A 5,260-nucleotide genomic window follows, 5' to 3' on the forward strand; every position below is an offset into this window, starting at 1 on the left:
GCCAAAGTGATAGCGGGTCACGGTTTCGCGGTTTTGAAACGGTGGCTCGTCGAGGATTTTGTTGATTGAGGACTGCGCCGCTTTGCCCGTTAGCGCCTGGTTTTGTAGGCGCTCTTTGTCCGGGCCGATGGGGTCGTCGAAGGGAATCGGGCAACTGCCGGTGGCCGCCGGTATATCGGCAGCCCAGGCGCTATTGGGGGTATGCAACAGCAGGGCGGCAAAGCCAAGCACCAGCACATAGGCGATACCGGTCAGGCGTTGGCGCAGGCGGCGGAAGGTCAGCTCGATATCCCAACCTTCAAGTGTGGTGCGGCGGTTCAGGTAGAGGGTGAAACCGCAGGCCACATAGACGGGTTCCCATACCGCCAGCACCAGCAAGTACATGGAGTTGTACAGGTGTTCGAGCCACAGCCATTCGCCGGCAGCGGGGTTGATCAGGCTTTGCCAGTCCCAGTCGGTTTTCATTTGTTGTGGCAGCAGCAAGTAAAACAGCGCGCTCATGCCGATCAGCAAGGCGCTTTCCACATGCACACCAATAACCGTCAGCCAGGTGGCTGCGCCGGTGCTTTTCTGCCCAAGCACCACTAGGCGTTTACTGCGTGCATCGCCGGCCAGGCCTTCGAGTTGCACCACCGGCAAGTCGAAGCTGCGGGTCAGGCTCAAGCGGCGCCAGATCAGGCTTTTGAACAGTTGCGGTTTAAGCAGACGCGGCCAGGCTTTGACCGCCTGTTTCACCGTGGGCGTATTGCCAAACAGGGCCTGGGAAAGAATATGCAGCGGTAAGCGGTCAAACGCCGGCTTGAGCAGCCACAACACACACATCGCCACACTCGGGTAATTCCACAGTACGGCAGTGATCAGGGCAAAGATCGGCACGGTGACCAGCAGCCAACTGCAAAACAGCACGCGCACGTGCTGACGGGCCAGCAGCACGCCGAGATCGATGGCTTCCCAGTTACTGCGTGGGCGAATGGCGACGCTGGCGTCAGTCAGGCGCATGCTGGCTCCGACCGGCAAAGATGAAGTAGCTCAGCACCAGGGTCCACAATCCGGCGCCAACGATGTATTTCACCATAGGCGTGGTGTAGGTCATCGATGACCAATAGGCTTCGACAAAGGCGGCGATCAGCAAGAACAAAATCACCCCGGCGACCAGTTGCACTGCACGACCGCTGGCCAGGCGCAGGGCTTCGAGGCGGGTGTAGCGCCCTGGTGCCAGCAGCGCCCAACCCATCTTCAGGCCGGCCGCGCCGGAAAACACGATGCCGGTCAGCTCAAAAGCGCCATGGCCGATGACAAACGACCAGAAGGTTTCGGTGTAGCCAACTTGGGTGAGGTGGCCGGCGACGGCGCCAATGGTCAGGCCGTTGAAGAGCAGGAAAAACAGGCTGCCCAGGCCAAACAGCAAGCCGCTGGCAAAGGTCTGAAAAGAGATGCCGATGTTGTTCATGATGTAGTAGCCGAACATCATCCAGTCATCGCCGGCGTCGCGCTTATCGCGGCCGATACGGCTGGCTTCGGGGTCATACATATGTTCCATGTCGGCCACCTGGTCGGGGGCCATCAGGCTGTAAATCAGGTCGGGGAAAAAATAGACCAGCGAACCCATCAATATCAGGCTGCCAAAAAACACCAGGGTGGCGATCAATACGCTGCGCCATTCTTCGCGCACCAACCGGGCAAAGCCGCCGAGTACGAATTGAATAATCTGCGCGCCGAGGTGACTGCGGTGCCGGTAAAACTGCTGATGACCGCGCATGGCCAACAGTTGCAGTTGGTCGATCAGGTGGCTGCTGTAACCGCGCTCTTGGGCCAGCGCCAGTTGGTGGCAGAGGCGCCGGTAATCGGCGGCAAATGCCTGGCTGGCTTCGCTGCTGGCTTTGCCGCGCTCAAGTGCTTCCAGCACGCTGGTAAAGCGCTGCCATTCGGCTTGATAGCGGCTTTCGAACAGGGTCTGTTTCATGTCGGCGCTTTCATGTCGGCCCCAGCAAACCGCTGGCGATGCGGTTGAGTTGCTGCTCGGCTTGAGCCGCGGGCACCTGCAAAGGCTCGGCAAGAATCGCCGCCAATTCCTCACGGCGAGCTGGCGACAGTTCGCCTTGGCGCTCGCTGAAACCCATTACCGCACGTTGCTCATTCAGGCTCAGGGTAAAAGGCGAGCGCAGAGGTTCGGCGCTGACCAGGGGCGGGCGTTGCAGCGGCATATCGCGGTACACCACCAAGGTGCCGGCGGCCAGATCGCCCAGGCGTTTAAAGGTGTTGCTGTACAGGCAACTGATAATGCCGAAGGCGTAGGCAAAGGGCAGTACATCGACAAAGCGCAGCAGGTTGCGGGTCAGTGAGGCGGCCCAGCCGATGGGTGTGCCGTCGTCGTGCACCACACGCAGGCCCATGTACTGCTTACCTGGCGAGCGCCCTTGGTTGAGCACCTCGAAAAGCACCATGTACCACCAGTTCACCAGGAAATACAGAATGGCGCCCAAGCCCATGCCGAGCTGGCCAAGCAAACTAAGCAGGAACATGGCGGCGCCGAGAATCAGACCGCGAATGACCAGGTCGATGGCAAACGCCAAGGCGCGCACCAACAAACCGGCAGGGCGCATGACCAGGTCGATGCCTTCCGGGGTTTCCACATGGAAGCGGGTATCCAGCACGGCGCCAGGCGCGGCGGTGGTCTGAATCGCGGGGGAAGGGGAGAGAGGCATCAGCGCACTGTGTCGAGGAAAGCCCGATGCTAGCGAGCAGCAGGCCGGAGAGCAACCGGACCACGCAAATGGTCCGGTGCCGAGCTCGACTTAAGTGGTCGAGGCTTACTTGCTGGCAACAGGCAGCACACCAAAAATAGTGCGGTACAGCACGCCGAGGGTCAGCACCATCAGCGGGATCAGCCACAGCAGGCCAATAAACAGGGTGAACACGCTCAGCGACATCAGCACGCCGAGAATCAGCAGCAGACCCAGCACCTTGAACCAGTGTTGGCTAATGGCTTTGCGCGAGGTTTCCAGGGCTTGCCATGGCGACAGGCCACGTTCAACCACCAGCGGAATGGCCAGAATGTAGGCCACGCTCAGGTAGATGCCCGGAATCACAAACAGCAAGTAGCCGATGGTGATCAATACGCTCATCAGCAGGGTGGTAATCACGATAGGAACAAAGCGGCCGAAGTGGCTGAACATTTCCCCAAAGCTTACCGGCTGACCCGCGGCGGCGCGGATACCGATCATATTGATACCGGCCAGGAACGGATAAACCAGGGCCGTGGCGAGGAACATCATCAGCATGGAGCCGATGAAAAACGCCACGATTGCGCCCATTGCCATGGCGCCGCCATCACCACCGCTGAGCAGGCCCAGGCCAGCAACACCTGCCACGCCAAAGAGGGTCAGTAGCAGGGTAAGAATGTTGGTGACCGCGAAGAGGGCTGCGTAGAACACCACGAAGCCACCGATAATAATGCCTTTGGTGCCCTTGGTACGGCGCCAGGACTCACCCAGCAGATCGTTGATACCGAAGTCGTAACCACGGCTCAAGGCTTCATCAATGGTGGGTACGCCAGCGGCGTCGGGGATGGCCTGCAGGTTGCTGGCCGGTGCGGCGAAGGGATTGGGTGCGAGGGTGTCGGTCATGCTTACATCCTTGTGGGTAGGTTCTCCGAATGGCCGCATGCTAGCGGTCGGCCACTGCGGCGGCAAGCCCGGATTGCGTGGGCTGTGCGGCGCATCAAGGTTGTGTGCCGGGCGCATTTGCCGTCGCCGGGCGGGCGGTCGCGGTTTTTTCCAGTGCTAGACTGCCGCCGCTGTCATTTCCGCACGATAAGGAATCGCCGTGAGCGCAAGCATCTTTTGGTACGACTTCGAAACCACCGGCATCGACCCGCGCAGTGACCGGCCGCTGCAAGTGGCCGGCATTCGCACTGACGAAGCGCTTAACGAAATCGGTGAGCCGCTGAACATCTACTGCCGGCCCAGCGACGATATCTTGCCGCACCCTATGGCCTGCATGATTACCGGCATAACCCCGGAGCGTTTAGCGCGCGAGGGGCTGGATGAAGCCGACTTTATGACCCGCGTGCACGCTGAAATGGCCGTGCCCGCCACCTGCAGCGCCGGTTACAACAGCCTGCGCTTTGATGATGAAGTGACCCGCTACAGCCTGTACCGCAATTTTTTCGACCCCTATGCCCGCGAGTGGCAAGGCGGCAATAGCCGCTGGGATTTGATTGATGTGGTGCGCACCGCGTATGCACTGCGCCCCGAAGGCATTGAGTGGCCAATGGAGGAGGGCAGGGTCAGCCTTAAGTTGGAGCGGCTGACGGCCGCCAATGGCATCGACCATGGTCAGGCGCACGATGCGTTGTCCGATGTGCGGGCCACCATCGGCCTGGCCAAGTTAGTGCGCGACAAACAACCCAAACTGTACGACTACCTCTACCAGTTGCGCACTAAACAGAAGGTGCTCGACCAAGTTCGTCTGTTACAACCCTTGGTACATATATCCGGACGTTTTTCTGCTGCACGTAATTATCTGGCGGTGGTGTTGCCCTTGGCTTGGCACCCGCGTAATCGCAATGCATTGATTGTCTGTGACTTGCAGAATGATCCCGCGCCGCTGTTGCAGCTTGATGCAGAAAACTTGCGCCGCCTGCTTTACACCCGCCGTGAACAATTGGCCGAAGGGCAGTTGCCGGTGCCCTTGAAACTTTTGCACATCAATCGCTGCCCCGTAGTGGCGCCCATGGGCGTACTGCGTGAAGAAGATAAACAGCGTTTGCAACTGGATATGCACGCAATTGAAACCCGCGCGACGTTGCTGCGCGACAGCCAGGCAACTTGGCAGGAAAAATTGCAGACGCTTTATGCGGCTGAAGAATTTACCCCCAGCGAAGATCCTGAGCAGCAGTTATATGACGGTTTTATAGGTGACCGGGATAGACGTTTGTGCGAGCAAGTGCGTGCTGCTGATCCGCAACGTTTAGCCATGGAACAATGGCCATTCGATGATGGGCGCTTACCTGAACTGTTATTTCGCTACCGCGCGCGAAACTTTTCCCAGACCCTTACCACGGCCGAACAAGAGCAATGGCGGCACTTTTGCCAACAACGCTTAAGTGAACGGCAATGGGGCGCGCCCAATACCCTGGCCGACTTTGACCGCGCTCTAGAGCAGGCGTGGAGCACCGCCAGCGAGGCGCAGCAAGCATTGCTGCAGCAGTGGCGCGAGTATGCCGATGCGCTGCGCCAGCGCTTTGGGCTGACATAAA

The 5,260-nt window shown here is 59.4% G+C and carries 4 protein-coding genes and 1 pseudogene; 1 reads left to right on the forward strand and 4 read right to left on the reverse strand.

Annotated elements, in window-relative coordinates; all coding sequences use genetic code 11:
* From AAAB16_RS11370 to AAAB16_RS11385, 4 genes and pseudogenes are all read right to left on the reverse strand, one after another.
* Positions 1–999 (reverse strand): annotated as a pseudogene (locus AAAB16_RS11370) (DUF4129 domain-containing protein); the annotation flags it as partial.
* Entirely contained in the window at positions 986–1,963 is a 978-nt protein-coding gene (locus AAAB16_RS11375) for a stage II sporulation protein M (protein ID WP_340663410.1), read from the reverse strand. The gene AAAB16_RS11375 and the pseudogene AAAB16_RS11370, both read right to left, overlap by 14 nt.
* Positions 1,964–1,973: 10 nt before the next feature.
* Positions 1,974–2,705 (reverse strand): RDD family protein, encoded by a 732-nt coding sequence (locus tag AAAB16_RS11380; protein WP_340663411.1) that lies wholly within the window; start codon positions 2,703–2,705, stop codon positions 1,974–1,976.
* A gap of 105 nt (positions 2,706–2,810) precedes the next feature.
* Positions 2,811–3,626, reverse strand: a complete 816-nt coding sequence (locus AAAB16_RS11385; protein WP_340663412.1) for a hypothetical protein — start codon at positions 3,624–3,626, stop codon at positions 2,811–2,813.
* Positions 3,627–3,819: 193 nt separating this feature from the next.
* Here AAAB16_RS11385 and sbcB point away from each other — a divergent pair, with 193 nt between their 5' ends.
* The gene (gene sbcB / locus AAAB16_RS11390; protein WP_340663413.1) at positions 3,820–5,259 is read left to right on the forward strand and encodes an exodeoxyribonuclease I; all 1,440 of its coding nucleotides are present in this window, start codon (positions 3,820–3,822) and stop codon (positions 5,257–5,259) included.
* Position 5,260: the final 1 nt, after the last annotated feature.

Origin of the sequence: Pseudomonas sp. (assembly GCF_037994325.1) — a bacterium.
Classification (GTDB): domain Bacteria; phylum Pseudomonadota; class Gammaproteobacteria; order Pseudomonadales; family Pseudomonadaceae; genus Aquipseudomonas.